Raw genomic sequence first — 21882 nt, 5'->3', positions numbered from 1 at the left:
CCAGCTCATTTATTGATCTTTCTGATCTAAGCCCATTTCTTTTGCATACTGCTTTTTAATATCATTTCGCACCCAGTACCAAAGAAGCGCATATGCCAGTGCACAGACAATCGCTGCAATGAAGTAAGGATTGCTCGGATCAAGAAGTCTCACCATGATCCAAGGAATGACGTGTGAACCAAGATCGATACCAGAGATCATATTTGCCCCTTCTGGGAAGTCGAAACCAACTGCTTTCCCCATTGTTGTGGCGAGTGGTGCAAGGTTCGTTGCAATGAAGAAAACAATCATTAAAGTAAAAATACTGTTAATGAGGCCGCGAATAATATTCCCACGAGCGGCAGCTACTGCCCATACGACTGTAAATGGCAGAACCGATAAGTCTGCAAACGGCAGCATACCATTGTAAGGAAGGACAACAGCGAGCAAAATGGTGATTGGCACCATCAAAAGGGCTACAGCCATATTCGCTGGATGACCAATGACAATCGCTGTATCCAAACCAATATACACATTTTTTCCAGGGAAACGCTTTTGAATATAAGAACGAGCACCCTCAGAGATTGGAATAAGTCCTTCCATTAATAAAGCAACCATTCTTGGCATTAACACAAGCACTGCAGCCATTTGAATTCCAAGGGTCATGACACCTTTTGCATCATAGCCACCAAGAAGACCAATAATGATACCAAGTATAAGACCCATCACAAGCGGTTCACCAAAGATGCCAAAACGTTTTTTCAAAGTTTCTGGATCCGCATGAATTTTGTTTAAACCAGGGATTTTATCAATCACTCGGTTTGACGCATACATCAGCGGAGCGAAGTTGACCGTTTCAGCATGAGCCATCGATACGCCTTTTAATCCGAAATGGTGTTCGATCGTCGGTGCCGTCCAATCGGCTAGTTTTAGTGTAATCGCAGAAACGATTAAACCAACGGCAAGGGCTAAGAACATATTATGATAAGCGTAGTAAGTAACAGAAGCAGCGAAAATCAAATGCCAGAAATTCCAAATATCCACATTCAATGTTTTCGTAAAGTTAACAGACAGCAAAATGACATTTAACAAGAGCACAAGAGGAATCATCAAAGGGGCAACAGGTGTACCAAATGAAATGGCGGCTCCAATCGGCCAGCCGACATCTAAAATATCAAGCTTTAATCCAAGTGAATTGACCATGGCTTTGGCTGCTGGTCCAAGACCGCTTACAAGTAAATTAATGACCAGATTGACCCCAACAAATCCAATTCCGATCGTAATACCTGCACGGAAGGATTTTTTAAATCCTTGCCTTAAAATCATACCGAATAACGTCATAATAATTGGGAGCATAATTGTTGGCCCTAAGTCTAAGATGAAATCGACGGCTTGCTTGATCATACATCCACCTCCTGATTTTAAATAAAGCGCTTACATTATGTCATGAATAGCTATTGGTTTAATTCTTTTTGAAGTACATCAACAGCTTCTTCATACGATGTCATGTGAGATAAACTTGTCATCACTTCTTCTTTTCTGAAAAGCGTCATCAGTTTCTCTAACATCACGAGCTGCTTACTAGGTTCAGAGATTGCCAGAACGAACACAATTTTGGCTTGAACTGTCTCATGAGGGCTTCCCATCTTATGAAAAATAACAGGTTCCTTTAATGTCGCTACACTGATCGCCGGTTTGTTTACATGTTCAGGATCTGTATGGGGAATGGCTACCCCAAAGGTCGCAAGAGGAAGACCGGTCGGATATGTTTTTTCTCTTTCAAGCACTGCTGGTAAAAAGCTCGATTTAATATAACCTCCAGTTTCTAACCTTTCTGCTAAATAGGCAGTCACCTCCTCACTTGAAGATGCTTCGTATTGCAGCTCAATCAGCTGTTGATCTAACTCAAACAAACTGTTCAAACAACCACCCCTTTCATTTGGTATAAATATGAACACATGTAACAAAAAGAATGAACATTTTAAAATAGAACCTTTTTTAAAGCGCTTACAAATAGATGTTTTATAAAATGTTCAATACTGTTACCTTTGTAAAGATATTATAATATTCGAAATTATAAGTCAATGTTCCTAGGAAAATTTTTATAAAAAAAGATGCAGCTTTTTGCCGCATCTCTTTCATTACATCACATCAACTTCTTGTTAAATATGGCTTCCTATATCTAAAAATTCAGCTACAAAAAGGTTGTCTGTCTGCTCTGCCATTTCTTTTTTTGTGCCGATTTTTTCGATTCTGCCCTCATTCATCACCACAACACGATCAGCGATATCAAACGCTTCTTCTTGATCATGCGTCACAAAGATGGTCGTCATTTGAAATTCTTGATGAACTTTTTTCAGCCAATGTCTTAAGTCTTTTCTCACCTTTGAATCTAGTGCACCAAAAGGTTCATCTAAGAGAAGAGCTTTCGGTTTAACGGCTAGAGCACGTGCAAGTGCTACACGTTGCTTTTGTCCACCTGACAGCTGCTCTGGATAACGGTGTGCATACTGCGTTAATTGAACGACTTTCAGCAGCTCATGCACCCGCTCTTTGATGTCTTTTTTAGGCAGCCTTTCACCTCTAGGTTTCATCTTCAATCCAAAAGCCACATTATCAAATACCGTCATATTTCGAAAAAGCGCATATTGCTGAAAGACAAAACCAATTTGCCGTTTTCGCACTGGGATGTGAGTATAATCCTGTTCTCCAAATAAGATCTGTCCTGCATTCGCATCATCAAGCCCTGCAATAATTCTTAATAAAGTCGTCTTACCTGATCCTGATGGTCCTAGTAAGGATATTAATTCCCCATTTCCGATCGTCAAATCCACGTTTTGCAAAACCTTCGTCTGCCCAAATTGCTTTGATATTTGTTTCGCTGTAATCCCCAAGGCTGATCCCTCCATTCATTTTGAACGCTTGCCAAGCCTGTGATCTCTCTGCTGAATGATCTGCTTGATGATTAATGTAATGACCGCTACAAACGCCATGAGAGAGGCCACAGCAAAAGCCGCTTGGAATTGATACTCGTTGTATAGAATTTCTATATGAAGCGGCATCGTATTCGTCATTCCGCGGATATGACCAGATACAACCGACACTGCACCAAATTCACCAATTGCCCTAGCCCCCGCTAAAATGGCGCCGTAAAAAAGGGCCCATTTTATATTTGGAAGTGTCACAAGGAAAAAGGTCTTCCACCCACTGGCACCAAGCGTAAGCGATGCTTCTTCCTCATGAATGCCTTCATTTTGCATAAACGGAATTAACTCTCTCGCAACAAAAGGAAATGTCACAAAGATGGTCGCAAGAATCATCCCCGGTACAGAGTAAATCACTTTCCATCCATTTGCTAAAAGCCACGGTCCTAAAAGTCCATTTGAACCAAATAAAAGTACAAATACAAGTCCTGCAATGACAGGTGACACCGCAAACGGAAGATCAATGACAGTCGTTAACAAACGTTTTCCCGGGAAATGAAATTTTGTGATGAGCCAAGCAGCACTGACCCCAAAAATCATTTGAAGCGGCAATGTGATCATCACAATGAAAACAGTCAATTTAATTGCCGCAATCGTGTCTGGATGTGAGATGGCAAGAAGATAAGAACTCCATCCTTTCTCAAAAGCCTTTGAAAACACAGCAATCAACGGCATGAGTAAAAACAAAATCAAAAAAGCATACACCACACTAATCAACATACGCTTCACCGCTTTTGATTCCGTCACAGGACTCCTGTACTTGATGCGGTGCTCTTTAAGAAGCTCCCTTTCCAATCGTCTCACCTCACTTCCACTTGTTTTTTCCGCTCGACAAACCACTGCAATCCGTGAATCAATAACAAAATGACAAATGATAAGAGCAGCATGAAACAAGCAATGGCTGCGGCACCTTGATAATCATACTGCTCAAGCTTAGACATGATCATCAGTGGTGTAATCTCTGTTTTAAACGGAATATTTCCCGCTATAAACACAACGGAGCCATATTCACCGAGTGCTCTTGCAAATGCAAGAGAAAATCCAGTCAGCACCGCTGGAAACAAGGCAGGCAGCAGTACATGAAAAAAGGTCTGTTTTCTTGTAGCACCAAGTATAGCTGCGGCCTCTTCCACTTCCTGCTCAAGCCCCTCAATGACCGGTTGAACCGTTCTTATGACAAATGGAACGCCAATAAAAATCAGTGCCAAAATAATACCGAGCGGGGTGTATGCCACCTTCACATGCAAAAATTGCCCAATCCACCCATTCGGAGAATAAAGAGTCGTCAAAGCGATGCCAGCCACTGCCGTTGGAAGAGCAAACGGCAAATCGATGAGGGCATCCAGGATGTTCTTTCCTGGAAACGAGTACCGCGTGAGAACCCATGCGATCAGTACACCGAAACCTGCATTGATGAGTGCAGCTGCAAAAGAAGTCGTAACCGTAAGCTGCAGCGACTTTAGCACCCGCGCATCACTAAAGACATTCCAAATTCCTTTTGCTCCTAATGAAGCCGTCCAAATAAATACCATAGATAAAGGAATCACGACAATCGCACTGACATAACCAAGTGTCACTCCGAGACTCAGCCCGAATCCAGGCAATACACGTTTTCTTTTATTGACGGCAGTATAGCCTTTCTTCATCACGTCGCCCCCTATTTTTGTCCGCTATATATTTGATCAAATAATCCGCCATCATCAAAAAATCTTTTCTGCGTCTTTCGCCATCCGCCAAATGCCTGATCAATGGTCACCATATCAATCTCTTTAAATTGATCTTTATATTTGTTTAGCACTTCTTGATTTCTTGGTCGATAATAGTTTTTCGCCGCAATTTCCTGTCCTTTTTTAGAATACAAATAATCTAAATAAGCCTTTGCCACTTTCTCTGTTCCTTTTCGTTTCACATTTTGGTCGACAACGGCAACGGGCGGCTCTGCTAAAATACTAATGGAGGGGCTGACAATCTCAAATTTGTCTTTGCCTAATTCATGCAGTGTTAAATAGGCTTCATTTTCCCAAGCAATTAACACATCACCAAGACCGCGCTCGACAAAAGTTGTTGTGGCACCACGAGCACCTGAATCGAGCACCTCGACATGTTCATATAACTTTTTCACAAAATCCTTCGTTTTTTCTTCATCCCCATGAAAGGTTTTATCTGCATATGCCCATGCGGCTAAATAATTCCATCTTGCACCGCCTGACGTTTTTGGATTTGGTGTGATGATAGATACACCTGGCTGAAGCAAGTCATCCCAGTCTTTAATATTTTTGGGGTTCCCTTTCTTCACAAGAAACACAATCGTAGACGTGTAAGGTGTGGACTGATTCGGAAATTCTTTTTGCCAATCCTTTGAAAGTAGCCCTCGATCTGCAATGGCATCAATGTCGTACCCAAGAGCAAGTGTAGCCACGTCTGCTTCGAGTCCATCAATAATCGATCTCCCCTGCTTACCCGACCCTCCATGAGACTGCTGGATTGTCACATCTTCACCGGTTTTTTCTTTCCAATAAGTCTGAAAGGCTTGATTGTATTCCTGATACAATTCACGGGTAGGATCGTATGACACATTCAACAGCTCAACCTTTCCCTTTTGATTTGAGGCTTCATTCGCATTTGAGCATGCAGCACTTGTGATGATGAAAAGTGTGATCGCAATAGACATCCATATCCATTTTTTCACGTTATCCGCTCCCTTTCACATTGAATAGTGACACCAACCTTGCCGTTTTCAGTTCTATACGCAAAAAAGGCCCTCAGCGATTGAAGTACAAAAAAGTCCTGTACGTCAATGCCAAGAGCCTTCGGTTGTCCGATCAGCTATGTATGATTGATGTTAGTCTATATATTATTCAAACTATTCACAGGTGTCAACTGTGTTTTTATTTTAATGAAAAAAAGAAACGCCTTCTTGATGAGGCGCTTCTTTTCCCGGGAAATGCTATTGATCTGCAGCTACCTTTAGATTGACACCAACAGCAGTTCCATTTCTCGTTGAATCAGCTACTCCAGTAAATGTCCCTGCTTTTCGATCAATCAGTAAAGCTTGCACATTCCCTATATCAATAGGCGAACTGCCAAACTGGTGACCCATATCATTTAACTTTGTTCTTACATCTAGAGGGACACCTACTTCATAACGATACGAAGTTAAGCTGTTTGTGTAGATTCTTGGCTCTTCTACCGCATCCTGAAGCTCCATGTCATATTCAAGTAAATTGAGAATCGTCTGTGAAACAGAAGCAATGATCGTCGTTCCACCAGGAGATCCAACAGTCATGACAGGCTCTCCATCTTTAAAAATGATCGTCGGGGTCATACTTGATAATGGACGTTTATTTGGCTGGACTTCATTTGCACCGCCAGGTCGTGCATCAAAATCAGTTAGTTCATTATTTAAGAAAAATCCATACTCTGGAACAAGAATCCCTGTACCAAATAATTGTTCAATGGTAGTGGTGAATGACACAACATTTCCCCACTGATCTGCAACAGTAAAATGGGTCGTCTCACCAATGGTTTTATCTTCCGGCTGAGGAACAATTGGGGATGGATTTTTTTCATCCTCATATGCCCAAGGATCTCCTTCTTTCGGGCTGCGATTCATTTGATCTAATTGAATGAGAGAGGCTCTTTCTGAAATGTAATCATCGTCTAATAGTCCTTTTAGTGGAACATCTACGAATTCGGGGTCGCCGGCATATGCGGCTCGGTCAGCATAGGAGAGGTGCATTGTTTCAGCAAGCAGCTGATATTTTTCGAATGATTTGGGGTCATACTGAGACAGGTTAAAATGGTCAAGTATTTTGAGAATTTGTAGCATAAACACCCCGCCTGAGCTTGGTGGAGGCATGCTTGCAAGCTGATATCCTTTATAGTCTCCCCAGATTGGCTTGTCAGTCTTGACTTCATAACGTTTGATATCTTTTGAAGTCATCGTCCCGCCAAAATCTTGAACTGTATTTGCAAGTGCCTTTGCTACTTTTCCTTCATAAAATGCTTTGCTTCCTTTTTTCGCAATGAGTTTAAATGTTTTTGCAAGACCTGGCTGTACAAGCAGATCTCCTTCTTCGAGCGGCTGATCATTTGGAAGAAAAATTGGCGCTGCGGCCGTTTTTTTCAATTTTCCTTGATGATCATCAATCGCTTTTGCCAAGACAGAATCAATTTCAAAACCATCTTCTGCAAGTTGAATGGAGGGCTCAATCAATTCCTTCATAGAACGAGTACCCCACTTATCTAATGCAGCTTCAAGACCTTTTACAGTCCCTGGAACACCTACCGCATTTCCATGTGTAGATCGCTCAGCAAACGGAATCACTTTTCCATCATCTGTTAAAAACATGTCAGGTGTTGCGCCCTGTGGTGCTCGCTCTCTGCTATTGATGATGGATGTTTCCTTTGTTTTCCCATCATAAACCATCATAAATCCGCCACCGCCAATTCCAGACATCATTGGCTCTGTTACGTTAAGTGCGTACTGAATGGCAACAGCAGCATCCACTGCGTTCCCACCTTTTTTCAATACGTCAGCACCAATCTCTGATGCAAGCGGATGTGCAGTAGCCACCATACCATCTTTGCCAACAGCTACTTTATTCCCATGAGTTTCGTTTGCAGTGACTTGGCTGACCGGCAGGAAAAACGAGAAAACAAACAGACATATGGACAAAACAGTTAGAGAAATGCGTTTCATGAACAACACCCCTTCCATATTCTTACTTTGACCTTACCGACTTCTTGACCAGAATACAATAGATTATTCTAAAATTTCAAAATTTTTCATTCTATCATCCTATATCTGCCAAACAAAACGCATGTTTTCAAAACATATGACATGCACAGTTCGTAGTAATAAAGACATATGATTTCCAAGTTTGAAACTTCACGATATAATAATCTCTTAACAAAGGGGGAAAAAGAATGAACCACAAAAGCACTTTATTTTGGGAATCTTATTGGGAAGAAAAATCAGAAAAAACTCCTGATCACGCCTCTGTTTCTGCTTGGGCATTTGGCGCAGATCCAGATCACTTGCTTGACCTTGTACAACAAGGAAAAAAAACAGCCACTTGTTCTGGATACCTTTTTTACGAAAAAGAACAAGAGCCTCTTCCAAAACCCGGTCAATATGCGGTCATTTTGGACAGCAGGGAGGAACCAAAAGCCATCATAGAGATCACACAAGTAGATATCATGCCAATGAATGAAGTTCCTGAATCATTTGCAAAAGCAGAAGGTGAAGGCGATCTTTCATATGACTATTGGTACAAAGAACATGAAGAATTTTTCACAGAAGCCCTTAAGCCGTACGGATTAACATTTAAGGAAGATATGCTTCTTGTTTGTGAGCGATTTAAGCTTGTTTATTCAGCTTCTTAACTTTTAAGCGGTGCCAAAAATGGTCCGCTTTTTTGCTTTCTTTTCCCCTTTCTGAAAAAGGTGAGTTGAGATCACATCTTTAGGTCAGAATAAGATCAAATAGAAAAAGTGAAGAAATTTTCGACTACACCTGTTTTTTTTCGACAAAAGAATATATAATTATTTGATGTGTGCATTGTCTCATTTATACAATGGAGGGTTTTTACATGTTAAAAAGGAAAAAAGACAAGTTTTCCGTCTTGTTAACGGAAATTGCTAAAAATTTAGATGAAACTGCTGAGTATTTTGTTAGCTATAAAGTAACAAATCAAACCACTCTGAAAGAATTTTCTGACACATTGAAGGAATATGAGACAAAAGGTGATAATCATGTTCATACCATGATTAAAGAGCTGAACAAAGCCTTTATTACACCGATTGAACGTGAAGACATTCTTCAATTGACGAATAGCCTCGACGATGTTTTAGACGGCATTGAGCATTTTTCAGCAACTTTAGAAATTTATTCAATTACAAGCTCTGACGAACATATCGACAAATTCAGCCACTACATCAGAGAATGTGCGAAAGAAATTTTAACGACTATTGAATTACTGGCTGATAATCGCTTGAAAGATATTCATCCGCACGCAATCAAAATTAAAGAGATTGAGCATAATTGTGACAATCTTCACCGCAAATCACTAAAGAACTTGTTTGGAAAAGAAACAGATCCAATTAAGGTCATTCAATACAAAGAAATTTACGAAACACTTGAAGAAATCGCAGATTCCTGTCAAAGTGTTGCCAACAATCTAGAAACAATCATTATGAAGAATGCGTAACGGGGTTAGTTAAACATGGATACATTACTCATCCTTACCATACTTATTGTCATTTGTGCACTTGCTTTTGATTTCATTAACGGATTCCACGATACAGCAAATGCCATTGCTACTTCTGTTTCAACAAAGGCGTTAAAGCCTAGACATGCTATTATTATGGCAGCGTTTATGAACTTCTTAGGAGCAATGACATTTACAGGTGTGGCAAAGTCCATTACAAAAGACATCGCAGATCCTTTTACACTTCAAAACGGATCTGTCGTCATTTTGGCTGCTTTAATTGCAGCGATAACTTGGAACTTGCTTACTTGGTATTACGGGATTCCGAGTAGTTCTTCACACGCACTGATCGGATCAATTGCAGGAGCTGTTATTGCCTCTGCTGGTTTTGGCGCTTTAAACTATTCGGGATTCATTAAAATCATTCAAGCACTTTTGCTTTCACCTATCCTGGCTTTTGTTTTAGGATATATCGTGTATACCATTATCAAAATTATATTCCGAAATAACAATCTCGCAAAAACAAATAAACAATTCCGACGTGTTCAAATTTTAACGGCTGCACTGCAATCGTATACCCACGGAACAAACGATGCGCAAAAAGCGATGGGAATTATTACGATGGCTTTAATTGCAGGTAATTTGCATACAACAGACGACATTCCTTTCTGGGTACAATTCTCTTGTGCGCTTGCAATGGGACTAGGTACGTCTATTGGCGGCTGGAAGATTATTAAAACAGTCGGCGGTAAAATCATGAAGATTCGTCCAGTAAACGGAGTATCTGCAGACTTAACGGGTGCAGCTATTATCTTCGGTGCAACATTTATTCACTTACCGGTTAGTACCACTCACGTGATCTCATCTTCTATTCTAGGTGTAGGATCTGCACATAGAGTAAAAGGAGTCAACTGGGGTACGGCAAAACGTATGCTTGTCACTTGGGTGATCACATTACCGATTTCGGGAACTCTAGGGGCACTTATATACTTTGTGTTAAATGCGATTCTCTAATATCAAAGACCTGTCTAACAGGTCTTTTTTTATTTGTTTGCATTCTTAAATGCTCTTTTTTTCTGCAAGCCATTTTTTCATGAAGCAGGGTTTCCAAACATATCCATAGAAATAAATAAGTATCCATCTGTCTATGGGAGAGAAGAACATGCTATTATTTTTTCAATTGACTGTTTGGTTATTGCTAGGTGCTCTTGCTGTATATGTATTTGCGGTATGGCGCTTTGAACAAAAAGTAAAAGAAAAGATGTTTGCGATTCGTAAAACGTGGTATTGGATTTATGTAGCGGGTGCTGTTGTGTACTGGACAAATGACCCTGCTTCAATCTTCACCGATTGGATGCACTACCTGATTATTGCTGTTTTTTTCGCATTAACTGATGCCTTTATTTTCCTCAGCTCCTATATTAAAAAACTAGGAAATCATGAACTTGAAACCGACACCCATCAACTCCTAGAACAAAATAACGACCTGCTTCATTCTTACCTCAATAAACTAAAAACGTACCAATACCTATTGAAAAACGAACCGATCCATGTATATTATGGAAGTATAGAAGCTTATATAGAGGGAATTGAACGACTGATCTATTCTTTTGCAGAAAAAATGAATATTCAAGCAGTTCTTTGTCCTTATGATACGCAGGAGCAAAAAGATGACCTGCTGCGGACACTTGATCAGAGAGCGCTCATTCAAGCAAAGCTTGACAGGCAGGAAGTGTATTACGATGATTTCGGCAAATTGGTTCTCATCCCGTTTTCAGTAGCGGATGCTCACTTTGTGATTAAGCTGACCTCTGAGGAAATTGTCACTGAATTCGACTATTTATTAATGACTTCACTTACAACGATTTATGACCTAATCTTGCCTGACGAAGAGGAAGGTGATGAAGATGGAACACGCACTTCAAGGGGATAATAACAATCGCAAGAAAAACCCATTTAAGATTTTAAAGAAAAAGCGCCATATTAGTATGGCTGATTACAAAGTAAGTCCCCATACGGAGCGTATTTTCAAAAAGAATGAACAGCTCCTAGATGAGTATAAAAATAAAAAAGCTTGATTACACTAAAGGACGCGGAACATCATCCGCGTCCTACTTCCGTTTTCACATCTACTTGCATACAATAAAACCAACTGCTGCAACGATTGAGGTGCCAATATGAAAAAGAAACTTAAACAATTGAGGTATGTTCAGTTTGCTGAATTTAAGCCATCCCCTTATATCTGCCGATTACATGAAAAAAGTGAAGCCGTCATTCAAGCGGCCAAAAAGAAAGACTCACTGATTTAATAGTTGAAGCAACTTCACTTTTGTTTTAGGACCGTATACTCCATCACTTGTTAGACCGTTCATCAGTTGAAATCGCGCGACGGCATTGGCTGTTTTTTCCCCATAAACGCCATCAATGCCCTTATCTGCAGCTGTTTTGTCAGGATAAAAATACACAGCAGCAAGCGCTTTTTGGACGAGACGTACATGCTCCCCTTTTATCAGAGGTGATGTCACCTTTAACACCCCATCCGGCAGTTCATAACTGAGCTTTTCTTCTGCAAGATAAATCTTGAGAACTTGTCCAACTCGAATCATGTTCGGGTCACTAATCTGATTCCATGTCTGTAAATCACTCACTGTGACACCATGGGCTTTGGCAATACTCGTTAGCGTATCCCCGCTTTTCACCACATATGTGATCACCGTTTCCGGATCACCTGCAGTCTCAATTCCTCTTTTAAATTCATCCCATGTAGCTAGCAGCAGACGTGGACATGTTTTTCCTGACCAATGCTGATGCGTCACCACATTTGCTAATGGAATGCCATGTTCTTTTAAAAGCTTTTGAATAAGCCACTGGGCATGTTTGACAGCTTGTTGAAAGTTTCCATCTTCGTTTTCACAAATTTCAATGCCAATCGATTTTCGGTTGCCATCTCCATGTCCATCCCCAGCATGCCACCCATTTTCATTTAAAGGGAGATGCTGAAAAATTTCTCTGTCATCCACTGTAAAGTGCCAGCTTACCTCTGTTGTTGAGCGTTTGACATATGCTGCATGACTTTTTGCGTCAGCTCCCTTAGATGTATTGGCTGTGTTATGCACAGTTACATAAAGCGGCGTCATAGCATATCCTGGCCGATTTCCGTTTCCAACTGGAATAAAATCTTGATAAATTTGTACCATGTTTTGCACTCCTTTTTGTTAAATTGATGTTTGATCTTGCTCATCAATCGGTGGCAAACGTAAGACAAATTTGTTTGTTTTCATCATAAGACTATGGTAAAATTTGAATTCAATCGCCGTTTTATCTTTGTAAAAAATAAAAAATAGAACAAAAAAACAGGAAAAACTTCCAATTTTCTTTGATTTTATGTTAAAATTGTTAAAAATAAGCCGATATAAAAAGTAAGCGATAGCTTTATTAGCCATTTAGTCCTATATGGACTTTTCTTTTACGGCAAAAATAGAACATACGTTTGTATGGAGGTTTTGACATGACTTATTTTTTAACCCATTTAGAAGAAGATATTAGACGGTTATACACTCAACTGCAAATAAGCGGTCCTGCCTATGTAGACATGCATAGGATCGCAGCTGAATTTCATGTATGGGTACACTACGAGGATACTGGCAGCATGATGATCAAACATCAAGGTCTTTACAGTATTATTTTAAACAGAGCCTTATCGTCAGAAGAACAGTGGCAGGATTTCGCCCACGAGCTTTGTCATGTGCTGAAGCATACAGGCAACCACTTTAACATGCACAAGCTCTTTCGAGAACTGCAAGAGTTTCAAGCAAAACAATTCATGTATCACTTTTGTGTTCCGACTTTTATGCTGCTGCAAATGACGCTCCCAAACCTTAGGCAGCAAGCCATTTTGCATATTGCTCAAACATTTCATGTCACTCGGGATTTTGCTGAAAAACGGCTTGCTCTATTTGAACAGCGAAGAGCCGGCATTCAATTTCAAAAAGAATTCACTTCTTATTTAATGAGAGCAGGCAAGGTCGCAGAAAATGAAGCTGCGTATCAAACAAAAGCGTCAGCACACGTGACGTCAGAAGTTTATTCATAAAGGCTTAACACTTGTTTCAGTACATTTGTGTATTGATAAAATTGTTCGGTTTGTGTATCACGCCTACGGCTCCGCCTAAAGTCTTGAAAGAAAGCTCTTCTCTGAGCTTGGCTAATTTCAATTTGAACACTTTTTCCTGTGAGGCACTGATTATTAATATTTTGAGGATGTGTTCCAGCAAATTGATCCGACTCAGATAAAAGTAAGGCATGGAAGCCATTTTGTGTGAGACGCTTCACTGTTTCAGCAGCTTTTTCCCTGTCGGTACCGCCAACTAAAGTTTGTAGGACGTCTGTTTCTCCATAGCCGTGGAGTGCAAACGTATAATGATGTGTATGCACTTGAGAAAGACAAATCGGCTCATCAAAACGTGTGCTCGTAATATGAAGAACATGATTGCCTTTCACTTTAAGGCCCTCGAATAAATACATAGAATAATCGGTTGCTACTTCATGGACCAGCTCGCTCACGCCAGATTCAATTCCTCCCGCATGAGGTGACAGGACGAGAAGCTGATCCCCTTTCCGCTGATGAAGAATCTGATAGTCAATCCCTTTTCTTTCATGAGCGGAAAGCTCTTCATAATTTTGATACGTATCTATGATTTGATTCATTCCATCTGCCCCATTTCTCTATATGAGCATAAGTCTACTGATCGCAAATTCTTTTGTAAAGTGTTTTCGAATGACCAGTGTGATCTGAATGCATCCTTAAATTTTCCTTACCTTTTCGGGCTAACTGTTGAATGTTGAGAAAAAATGACCGATAATTGAAATGAATAGAACTTTTGGACTATATGAATCTTTTTGTATTCTCTCTCATATACTAGAATATTGCGATCTATACCTGGAGGAATTCATGTTTAAAAAGAAAACCACCATCATCCTTGCCATCTTATGTCTTAGCTTCGCCGGAATTATTTACTGGAAATGCTTCTCTCTTCAAGGCGTGTCTCACGGAACATTCATCCGCTCGATATCATCACCTGATGGAACCTATACCATTAACACATATCGACATAGCGGAGGAAAGCTAAAAGAGAATGCGGTCAGAGCAGAAATTGAAAACAAACTCACCCATCACAAGAAAACAATCTACTGGAAGTACCCTGATAAAGATCCACTGATCAAATGGGAAAATGCACAGCTCGTTCAAATTGGACATGAGTTTTTAAATGTGGTCAAAGGTGAAACATACGATTATCGCTTTGATCAGAAAAATAGAAAATAACGAGCCAGCAAAAAAAACGAACCCTTTTTGGATTCGTTTTTTACGTTGACATCACCTTTTGCATAAATTCTTTCATTTCTTTGCTAACTGTCGTCAACCTGTCTACAATTTCACTAAACTCCGTCACTAATAAAGCTTGTTCTGAAGATGACCCTTTCATATGGCCCATACTCTCAAGTAATGTATGTATATTAGAGGAAATCCCTTGCAATGAGCTTTCTATGTTTTCCGTTGCACGTGAGGTTTCGCTTGAGAGCTTTTGAACCTCGCTCGCTACAACACTAAAACCCGCTCCCTCTTTTCCTGCCCTGGCCGCTTCAATTGAAGCATTCAATCCTAGCAAACTCGTTTGTTTAGAGATACCTTTGATCATTTTTGTAATATCTGAAGTTTTCTTCGAGCTTTCAAGTGTTTGCTGTGTTTGGAATGTCATTTCCTCACTTGTCGCAGAGAGCTCTTCTGAATGAGCCGCCACCACATGTACTTTTTCTTGAATACTTTGAATGATGTCGTTCAATGACTCCATATACGCCTCGAGTTCTATTTGATTTTTAAGCGGAAAACCTAAAGCGATTGCACCAATGACTTGATGATTTTCATCGAAAATCGGCAATCCCATTGCATTTAAAGGCGTCCCATACACCGATTCAGGTACGAATGTACTTGATGTTTCTCCTCTAAGCGCATTTTTCATATTCTGATCATCTGGTTTAATGGGATCTCCTTTCCGTATCTGAAAATCCACATCTTTTGATGGCAAATACAGCAAGAATTTTTCTCGATCAATGACACCCATCGTCACTTCATCTTTTAAAATCTTCATCATATAAGGTGCTGCGGTTACAATACTCTGTAGTATATCCATTCTCTCTACCCCCTTAATGTATTTATCGGTCATTCCTCTTAAATTTGATCATTATTTTTTAAAAATAATGATCAAGATTGAAGTTTTTTTCATATTTACGAGTAAAAAGTATGCCAATTCCTTTCTATATTCAAAAAAACAAGAATTTGCTATACTTAGAAAATCAACATATGATGAAATGGTCATGTAACCATTTTATATATTCACTGGAGGCGCATGTTGTGACACAACCCATGAAGTATGAGCGGGCGATCGTCATCGGAGGCGGAATAACAGGAATGCTCGCTGCAAAGGTTTTATCAAGTTTTTACCTTGAAGTATTGATTATTGAAAAGGACGAATTGCCAGACGCTCCTGAGAATCGTCTTGGCACGCCTCAAGCTTTTCATCCACATAGAATGCTGCCACTAGGCAAACAAATAGTGGAACGTCTATTTCCTGGTTATACAAAAGAATTACTCGAAATGGGCGGGTACAACACATGGCATCAGACATCTCGATTTTTGACAAAAGATGGCGAGTTAGTACTTACGGATACTGAAGAAACAGCTGTCACACGACGTGCCATGCTAGAGTGGGTGCTGATGCAAAGAATATTACGTGAGGAACGTGTTCAATTTTTAGAAAAACATGAAGCGATCGCTCTTTTTTTTGAAGAAGAAACGACTAAAGTGAGTGGATTACAGGTCAAAGATCGGAGAATAAAGCCTGGAATCATCAACAAGATGAGTGCGGACTTAGTCATTGATACGTCTGGAAGAATGTCTAAATTGCCAAAATGGCTGAAAAGCGCAGGGCGAACCTTGCCGCAGACAGATGAGCTAATCGTGTCTCTTGGCTATAGCACAAGATACTACCAAATACCACCTGAGGCACCGAATCTGGAACCAATGGTCATCGTTGGACAGCCAAAGAAGAAAATTCCAACAGGACTGTTTGAACGAGTAGATCATGATTTAGTAGCGGTTCTTCTCTCAGCAGCTGGCGATTCTCATTATCCAACAACAGACGCTGATCAGTTTGATGCAGAGACCGCTAGGCTGACCAATCCCTCGATAGCAGAAGCCATCACTCATTTAATTCCCTATACGAAACCAAAAGGATTTAGAGTTCCGGCTTGTGTCAGAAACCACTATGAACAAATGGAAGATTGGCCAAGCGGCTTATTGGTCATGGGTGATGCCTTATGCACATTAGATCCCATACATGGTCAGGGAATGACAAAGGCAGCTCTTGAGGCACAGACACTTGAGCGTATGCTCAAACAAGCACAAGAAAATGAGCTTATGTTTTTTGAAAAAAACACCTTACAACAAATGCAGCACGCCAATGAGCTTGGCTGGTGGCTTTGTGCGATTGCGGATATGGCATGGGAAGGCGTCGAATTAAAAGGAACCCCCATTCCCCATCTGACATTTGTACAAGAATTTTTCAATTATTATGTACAATATGCCGTTCAAACAAAACAACCTAAATGCCTTGAGGCGTATCATCGTATGCATTCATTCTTAATAGAACCGAGAAAAATCATCAACCTAGAGCAGCTGCAAGACATGATTCAAGCTGACTCCACTGGTGAGGTCGGCCACTGGTGGCATAGGTGGGATCAAAAGAATGATGAATTAAATCGAGCTTTCTTCTATGAAGCTGTTCCAGATTTTCAATTACATCTGTTGCTAAAATCAACATAAAAAAAGCCCCTCAAAGGGGGCTTTTAATTAACGTAATAATTGAAGTACGTTTTGTGGCTGTTGGTTCGCTTGTGCAAGCATTGCTTGAGAAGCTTGAGAAAGAATGTTGTTCTTTGTGAACTCACTCATTTCTTTCGCCATGTCAACGTCACGAATACGAGACTCAGCAGCTGTTAAGTTTTCAGCAGAAGCACCAAGGTTGTTGATTGTGTGCTCTAGACGGTTTTGGACTGCACCAAGTGCTGAACGTTGTTTAGATACCGCACCGATTGCAGCATCGATTTTTGCTACTTCAACGTCAAAGTCAAAACCATCTTCATTCACTTTAATATCTTTGACAGTCAATGTTTCAGCGTCCATTTTGCCGATCTTTACGTTGATATTTTGCTCAATGTTCGCTCCAATTTGAAATTGGAATCCATCCTCTACACTACCATCTAATAGATTCTTTCCGTTAAATGCTGTACGCTGAGAAATCCCATCAATTTCATCAACCAAAGCAGTAAGTTCTTCTTGAATCGCCGTTAAATCTTCTGTCTGCTGTGTACCAACGTTACCCGCTTGAACTGTCAATTCACGCATACGTTGAAGAATCGCATGAGTTTCAGTTAATGCACCTTCAGCGGTTTGAATAAGAGAAATACCATCTTGTGCGTTTTTAGATGCCATTTCTAATCCGCGGATTTGTCCACGCATTTTTTCAGAGATCGCAAGACCCGCTGCGTCATCTCCTGCACGGTTGATACGAAGACCAGAAGAAAGCTTCTCCATGTTCTTTTGTCCTGCCCCATTGTTTGCAGACAAACGGTTTAATGTGTTAAGTGCTGCGATATTGTGGTTAATTCTCATTTCCTATTACCTCCATGTGTTTGAACCAATTAGACATCCATGTCCAAAAGTTCTAAATTAGAATTTTTTTGTAAGCCTTACAATCCATTTATCGATCTTTAATGGAATATGTTTAACAAAAAAGGAATAAATAAGGAAAAAGTCTTATTCATTATGATTGTTTCGCTAGAGTATGCCAAATTTAAAGGTCATTTTTCATGATTTATCAGAGGGATTTAAGAATCATAATTAAGGAGAAAAAACGAAGAAAAAAGAGCATAAAAAAAGCCCCATCAAGGGGCCTTTCATTAACGTAGTAATTGAAGTACGTTTTGTGGCTGTTGGTTCGCTTGTGCAAGCATTGCTTGAGAAGCTTGAGAAAGAATGTTGTTCTTCGTGAACTCACTCATTTCTTTCGCCATGTCAACGTCACGGATACGAGACTCAGCAGCTGTTAAGTTTTCACCAGAAGCACCAAGGTTGTTGATTGTGTGCTCTAGACGGTTTTGGACTGCACCAAGTTTAGCACGTTGAGATGACACTTGATTGATTGCTTCATCAATTCCTTTAAGTTGATCGTCAAAAGATGTAGTAGCAAAATCAGTTACATCGATAGCACTAATTGCAACAGTAGTTCCTAAATCAGCAGATTTCATACTGTCAATATTTACAGTCAATTGTTGACCAGAATTTGCTCCAATTTGAAAAACAAGATCAGCTGTTCCTTGAGCAAAAGAACCATCTAGAAGAGTTTTACCGTTGAATTGAGTACGGTCACCAATCCCATCAATCTCTTCGATTAATGCATCCATCTCATCTTTAATAGCAGTTAAATCTTCAGTTTGTTGAGTACCAGTGTTACCTGCTTGAACAGTTAGTTCACGCATACGTTGAAGAATCGCATGAGTTTCAGTTAATGCACCTTCAGCTGTTTGGATAAGAGAGATACCGTCTTGTGCGTTTTTAGAAGCCATTTCTAATCCGCGGATTTGTCCACGCATTTTTTCAGAGATTGCAAGACCTGCTGCGTCATCTCCTGCACGGTTGATTTTAAGACCAGAAGAAAGTTTCTCCATGTTCTTTTGGCTCGCACCGTTGTTTGCAGACAAACGGTTTAATGTGTTAAGTGCTGCGATATTGTGGTTAATTCTCATTTCCTATTACCTCCATGTATATGGGACCTGACAGACGTCCTTGTCTGAAAAAAGTCCTTTGTTCTAGGGTTTACATGCCCTGACATTTAAAATATCGGCTGATTCTAAAGAAAGTTTAGCTTTTTCACATCTTTAGTCTTATTTACAAATTAAATTTACTAAGTATTCGTATCTAAATTAACTTTATAAAGTTTAAATTTTATTTAAACAAAAGCCCCTTAAAAAGGGGCTCTTCATTAACGTAGTAATTGAAGTACGTTTTGTGGCTGTTGATTCGCTTGTGCAAGCATTGCTTGAGACGCTTGAGAAAGAATGTTGTTCTTCGTGAACTCACTCATTTCTTTCGCCATGTCAACGTCACGGATACGAGACTCAGCAGCTGTTAAGTTTTCACCAGAAGCACCAAGGTTGTTGATTGTGTGCTCTAAACGGTTTTGAACTGCACCAAGTTTAGAACGCTCTGAAGATACACTTTTAATTGCTGTATCGATTTTTGCGATTTCTGTGTCAAAACTGAAAGCAGCAGCTGAAACATCAATAGCATTTACGCCTAAAGTAGTAGCATCCATGCTACTAATAGTAACGTTGATATTTTGAGTGGCGTTAGCACCAATTTGGAATGTGAATCCAGCAGTTTCAGTACCATCTAATAATTTTTTTCCGTTAAACTCAGTACGATTAGAAATCCCATCGATCTCTTCAACAAGTGCATCCATTTCCTCTTTAATAGCAGTTAAATCTTCAGTTTGTTGAGTACCAGTGTTACCTGCTTGAACAGTTAGTTCACGCATACGTTGAAGGATTGCATGAGTTTCAGTCAATGCACCTTCAGCTGTTTGGATAAGAGAGATACCGTCTTGTGCGTTTTTAGATGCCATTTCTAATCCGCGGATTTGTCCACGCATTTTTTCAGAGATTGCAAGACCTGCTGCGTCATCTCCTGCACGGTTGATTTTAAGACCAGAAGAAAGTTTCTCCATGTTCTTTTGGCTCGCACCGTTGTTTGCAGATAAACGGTTTAATGTGTTAAGTGCTGCGATATTGTGGTTAATTCTCATTTCCTATTACCTCCATGTATGTGGGACCTGACAGACGTCCTTGTCTGAAAAAAGTCCTTCGTTCTAGGGCTTATCAACCCTGACAATTCTATTATCGGACGTGGTTATGGGATGTTTAGCAGATTTTTTAAAAAATATCTTGTTTTTTTATGATATTAATACTAAATTTAAAAATTATGTAAAATATAAAAAACTGCTGATCTATTATCAGCAGCTTTCATTTTATCAATATTGCTTGATATCAAACATCAAAATATTTTGGTACACTACGTAATCCTTCTTACTTGTGAAAGGTCCTTTATTGTGTTCATCATTGATTTCATAGAAGTTCATCCCAATTCCAAAGCTTCTTTCTTTGTACCAGTTAAGAAAATTGTTGATTTCTTTCATTGAGAGCAGATAATCCTTTTGCAGTCCGTTTATCATAGTAATTGAAAGTATACCTTTTGTTGATTCTTCCCCAGGCTTTGTTCCATCCTGATCTTTCGGTTCTTCGGTTGACCCATCACCAGGTTTTGTTCCGTCCTGATCTTTTGGCTCTTCTGTTGTGCCATCACCTGGATTTGTCCCGTCCTGATCTTTAGGTTCTTCTGTTGTGCCATCACCTGGATTTGTCCCGTCCTGATCTTTCGGCTCTTCGGTTGTACCATCATCTGGTTTTGTTTCCTCCTGATCCGTTGACACTTTTTGCAGATCTTTTAATGGAATAGAGATAACAGATTTAAAATTGTTTTTGACAGAATGACTACCAATTGATTCAGCATAGTCTCTTCCACCAATAACATATAATTGATCATCAGCAATAACTGCCACAGATCCAACTCTACCTTCAGGGATTTCATATAAAGAATCTTTAACTTGACTAGTTTTTGGATCAAATATTTGAACTTGTTTTAATAATTTGCTAGATCTATCTCCAATTTGCTGTCCACCAATGATAAATAGTTTATGATTATATGTCGCAAATGCAGCTTCATAGGCAAAAGAATTTAATTGAACATCCTTTAAGCGTTGCCACTTCCCTAGCGACCTATCATATTCTAAAATGTCTTTATCTTTCCCTCGGCTAACATTAGCCTCACCACCAGCAATATATATTTTCCCATTTATTTCTGAAATACTTCTACCTTGGTGATTCACTAATAGGGAACTATCTAAAGATTCCCACTCTCCACTTACCGTATCATAAGAATAAAAATTTTCTTTATAGGATGATAAAGAGGATACGATATAAATCTTTTCTCCAACTGTAACAGCTCGTAAGGCACCTGTTGTATAGGATTTATAAATAAATTTATCAGGCATCTTAATTGATTCTTCTGTCCATTGGTCAAGTTCTGTATCATAAACATCCATAGTTCTATGAACTGTTTTAGTCGTTTCATAGAGACCGCCAATGACATAGATTTTTTTATCTACTGTCGCATAAGCAGCACCTGTTCTTGACCTTGGCATAGCTGATTTTTCTGTCCACGAATCAGTTTTAGGATCATACATATATGTTGAATCATTGAACTTAGACTGCTGGCTAGCTCCACCGAATACATATATTTTTCCGTCAACTACACCTACACTTGCTCCGATACGCTCTTCCGGTAAGTCCGCTCGCTTCGTCCAACCATTTGTCTCAGCTGCATGAGCATTTAACGGATGAATTGTGACCATCATAAAAATGGCTAAAAACACTAAAAATAATCCTTTTTTCATCGTTTCTTTCCTCCATCTCTTAAATTTCCCTCCTTTTATCGACATATTTGTAATAAAATTTAAATTTCACCGTTGTGCCTG

The 21882-nt window shown here is 39.7% G+C and carries 23 protein-coding genes; 9 read left to right on the top strand and 14 right to left on the bottom strand.

Annotated features, from left to right (window positions below; all coding sequences use genetic code 11):
• Positions 1-9: 9 nt before the first annotated feature.
• The 7 genes from NST01_RS06200 to ggt form a co-directional block, all read right to left on the bottom strand.
• Positions 10-1383, bottom strand: a complete 1374-nt coding sequence (locus tag NST01_RS06200; RefSeq protein ID WP_007498866.1) for a PTS galactitol transporter subunit IIC — start codon at positions 1381-1383, stop codon at positions 10-12.
• Positions 1384-1433: 50 nt separating this feature from the next.
• On the bottom strand, positions 1434-1901 hold the full coding sequence (locus tag NST01_RS06195; protein ID WP_008346265.1) for a PTS sugar transporter subunit IIA: 468 nt from the start codon (positions 1899-1901) through the stop codon (positions 1434-1436).
• A gap of 240 nt (positions 1902-2141) precedes the next feature.
• A complete protein-coding gene (locus NST01_RS06190) occupies positions 2142-2873 on the bottom strand; it encodes a sulfate/molybdate ABC transporter ATP-binding protein (RefSeq protein WP_170916879.1) in 732 nt (243 codons plus the stop codon).
• Positions 2874-2888: 15 nt separating this feature from the next.
• Complete coding sequence (gene cysW / locus NST01_RS06185) at positions 2889-3758, bottom strand: sulfate ABC transporter permease subunit CysW (protein ID WP_081114899.1); 870 nt, start codon at positions 3756-3758, stop codon at positions 2889-2891.
• A 5-nt stretch (positions 3759-3763) separates the two neighbouring features.
• Complete coding sequence (cysT, locus tag NST01_RS06180; protein ID WP_144625967.1) at positions 3764-4609, bottom strand: sulfate ABC transporter permease subunit CysT; 846 nt, start codon at positions 4607-4609, stop codon at positions 3764-3766.
• A gap of 11 nt (positions 4610-4620) precedes the next feature.
• Complete coding sequence (locus tag NST01_RS06175) at positions 4621-5634, bottom strand: sulfate ABC transporter substrate-binding protein (protein ID WP_341042530.1); 1014 nt, start codon at positions 5632-5634, stop codon at positions 4621-4623.
• A gap of 276 nt (positions 5635-5910) precedes the next feature.
• The gene (gene ggt, locus NST01_RS06170; RefSeq protein ID WP_017359155.1) at positions 5911-7665 is read right to left on the bottom strand and encodes a gamma-glutamyltransferase; all 1755 of its coding nucleotides are present in this window, start codon (positions 7663-7665) and stop codon (positions 5911-5913) included.
• A gap of 227 nt (positions 7666-7892) precedes the next feature.
• Here ggt and NST01_RS06165 point away from each other — a divergent pair, with 227 nt between their 5' ends.
• The 6 genes from NST01_RS06165 to NST01_RS06140 all read left to right on the top strand — a co-directional run bounded on the left by NST01_RS06165 (position 7893) and on the right by NST01_RS06140 (position 11484).
• Entirely contained in the window at positions 7893-8351 is a 459-nt protein-coding gene (locus NST01_RS06165) for an ASCH domain-containing protein (RefSeq protein ID WP_035392337.1), read from the top strand.
• A gap of 206 nt (positions 8352-8557) precedes the next feature.
• Positions 8558-9175 carry a DUF47 domain-containing protein gene (locus tag NST01_RS06160; protein ID WP_017359157.1) on the top strand — a complete coding sequence of 206 codons (618 nt, stop codon included), beginning with the start codon at positions 8558-8560 and terminating at the stop codon, positions 9173-9175.
• A gap of 15 nt (positions 9176-9190) precedes the next feature.
• Positions 9191-10189, top strand: a complete 999-nt coding sequence (locus NST01_RS06155; RefSeq protein ID WP_017359158.1) for an inorganic phosphate transporter — start codon at positions 9191-9193, stop codon at positions 10187-10189.
• 148 nt (positions 10190-10337) lie between these two features.
• Positions 10338-11108, top strand: a complete 771-nt coding sequence (locus NST01_RS06150) for a type II toxin-antitoxin system SpoIISA family toxin (RefSeq protein ID WP_017359599.1) — start codon at positions 10338-10340, stop codon at positions 11106-11108.
• Positions 11077-11253, top strand: a complete 177-nt coding sequence (locus NST01_RS06145; protein ID WP_008346289.1) for a type II toxin-antitoxin system SpoIISB family antitoxin — start codon at positions 11077-11079, stop codon at positions 11251-11253. Before NST01_RS06150 ends, NST01_RS06145 begins: the two co-directional genes overlap by 32 nt.
• Before the next feature lie 99 nt (positions 11254-11352).
• The gene (locus NST01_RS06140) at positions 11353-11484 is read left to right on the top strand and encodes a hypothetical protein (RefSeq protein ID WP_255201815.1); all 132 of its coding nucleotides are present in this window, start codon (positions 11353-11355) and stop codon (positions 11482-11484) included.
• Here the strand turns inward: NST01_RS06140 and NST01_RS06135 are convergent.
• Positions 11473-12372, bottom strand: a complete 900-nt coding sequence (locus NST01_RS06135; protein ID WP_144625973.1) for an N-acetylmuramoyl-L-alanine amidase — start codon at positions 12370-12372, stop codon at positions 11473-11475. The genes NST01_RS06140 and NST01_RS06135 overlap by 12 nt on opposite strands.
• A 311-nt stretch (positions 12373-12683) precedes the next feature.
• On the opposite strand from NST01_RS06135, the gene NST01_RS06130 reads away from it, so the two are divergent.
• Positions 12684-13268, top strand: a complete 585-nt coding sequence (locus NST01_RS06130) for an ImmA/IrrE family metallo-endopeptidase (protein WP_249476627.1) — start codon at positions 12684-12686, stop codon at positions 13266-13268.
• Here NST01_RS06130 and NST01_RS06125 read toward each other — a convergent pair.
• Positions 13259-13882: a poly-gamma-glutamate hydrolase family protein gene (locus NST01_RS06125; protein ID WP_007498897.1), complete on the bottom strand. Its 624-nt coding sequence runs from the start codon at positions 13880-13882 to the stop codon at positions 13259-13261. The two genes, NST01_RS06130 and NST01_RS06125, sit on opposite strands and share 10 nt — an antisense overlap.
• Positions 13883-14126: 244 nt before the next feature.
• On the opposite strand from NST01_RS06125, the gene NST01_RS06120 reads away from it, so the two are divergent.
• Entirely contained in the window at positions 14127-14498 is a 372-nt protein-coding gene (locus NST01_RS06120; RefSeq protein WP_017359605.1) for a DUF5412 domain-containing protein, read from the top strand.
• A 40-nt stretch (positions 14499-14538) separates the two neighbouring features.
• Here the strand turns inward: NST01_RS06120 and NST01_RS06115 are convergent, their stop codons facing one another.
• Positions 14539-15363: a methyl-accepting chemotaxis protein gene (locus NST01_RS06115; protein ID WP_025207197.1), complete on the bottom strand. Its 825-nt coding sequence runs from the start codon at positions 15361-15363 to the stop codon at positions 14539-14541.
• A 221-nt stretch (positions 15364-15584) separates the two neighbouring features.
• On the opposite strand from NST01_RS06115, the gene NST01_RS06110 reads away from it, so the two are divergent.
• Complete coding sequence (locus tag NST01_RS06110) at positions 15585-17054, top strand: NAD(P)/FAD-dependent oxidoreductase (RefSeq protein ID WP_249476628.1); 1470 nt, start codon at positions 15585-15587, stop codon at positions 17052-17054.
• A 27-nt stretch (positions 17055-17081) separates the two neighbouring features.
• Here NST01_RS06110 and hag (NST01_RS06105) read toward each other — a convergent pair whose 3' ends face one another.
• The 4 genes from hag (NST01_RS06105) to NST01_RS06090 all read right to left on the bottom strand — a co-directional run bounded on the left by hag (NST01_RS06105) (position 17082) and on the right by NST01_RS06090 (position 21801).
• The gene (hag, locus tag NST01_RS06105; RefSeq protein WP_025207195.1) at positions 17082-17903 is read right to left on the bottom strand and encodes a flagellin Hag; all 822 of its coding nucleotides are present in this window, start codon (positions 17901-17903) and stop codon (positions 17082-17084) included.
• A 287-nt stretch (positions 17904-18190) separates the two neighbouring features.
• Positions 18191-19036 (bottom strand): flagellin Hag, encoded by an 846-nt coding sequence (gene hag, locus NST01_RS06100; RefSeq protein WP_025207194.1) that lies wholly within the window; start codon positions 19034-19036, stop codon positions 18191-18193.
• Positions 19037-19272: 236 nt separating this feature from the next.
• Positions 19273-20094 carry a flagellin Hag gene (gene hag / locus NST01_RS06095; RefSeq protein ID WP_025207193.1) on the bottom strand — a complete coding sequence of 274 codons (822 nt, stop codon included), beginning with the start codon at positions 20092-20094 and terminating at the stop codon, positions 19273-19275.
• Positions 20095-20319: 225 nt separating this feature from the next.
• On the bottom strand, positions 20320-21801 hold the full coding sequence (locus NST01_RS06090) for a Kelch repeat-containing protein (protein ID WP_025207192.1): 1482 nt from the start codon (positions 21799-21801) through the stop codon (positions 20320-20322).
• Positions 21802-21882: the final 81 nt, after the last annotated feature.

It is taken from the genome of Bacillus sp. FSL R7-0166, from assembly GCF_038008935.1.
GTDB lineage: Bacteria > Bacillota > Bacilli > Bacillales > Bacillaceae > Bacillus > Bacillus altitudinis.
Note: the sequence above shows the minus strand (reverse complement) of the source record. Positions and strands in the feature narration are given on the sequence as shown.